Annotated in this window: 1 protein-coding gene; it reads right to left on the reverse strand. The window is 44.4% G+C overall.

Going from position 1 to position 784, the window contains the following annotated elements; genetic code table 11:
• The coding region (locus tag D7Y06_RS26355; RefSeq protein ID WP_158591512.1) for a hypothetical protein at positions 1-784 on the reverse strand (784 nt) is incomplete at both ends.

Here is a 784-nt window from a genome sequence, read left to right on the forward strand (position 1 = left end):
CCGATTTCTATGCTAAGTATGGGTTTCCCGCATATCACCGCTTCCAGCAAAAACATGGAGGACATCCCGCAGACAATATCTGCACTTTTCAAAACGGAAAAACTGTCATTTCCCCTGTCAATTATGATTCTGATATTTTCATTCTCCAAAGGGTTCGTAACTTCAAACCATGCTTCCACATTCTCTCTGGGATGGGGCCGGAGAATGATCCGTATGTTTTTTGATGTATGAACAGCCATTGTTTTCAGACAGTCATACAGGTGAAAAAATATGGATTTCTCATTGTATCCCCAGTAGGAGTTTTCCATGTCATTCCCATCGTAATCCTGCAGGATGGGTTCCGATACAAAAACAATATTCAGGCAGTCCCCGGGATAAGAAGCCTCCGCTTTCTGGTATGTTTCAAAAACCGTGTCAAAGTGGGGCTGCCCGGTTACTGCAATGCGTGTTTTTTCTATGCCTTCTTTGATAAGTATTTCCTCTGCCAGACGATCCATCACGCAGATGCGGTATGGAAGATAGCAGTGCTTCCTCTGCCTTTCATAAACCCCTGCCTGGGCATAGGTGTATTCAGAAAAGCGTATTCCCAGGTTCATCCACTGGTCTAAAATGGCAAAGGATTTGATATGGAGTTCTTCTGACGCCTTCCAGAGATAACGCTCCGTAAAATCATCCAGGCTTGTCCCTGTGACAATAAAGTCAGGGCTGGTTTTACCCAGGAAATCCATGACTTTTCTGTAATTTCCACAGTCACACTCCCGGGCAATATCTTTTACGGGGATAT

Source organism: Roseburia sp. 1XD42-69 (genome assembly GCF_003612565.1).
In the GTDB taxonomy this organism is placed as follows: Bacteria; Bacillota; Clostridia; order Lachnospirales; family Lachnospiraceae; genus Roseburia_B.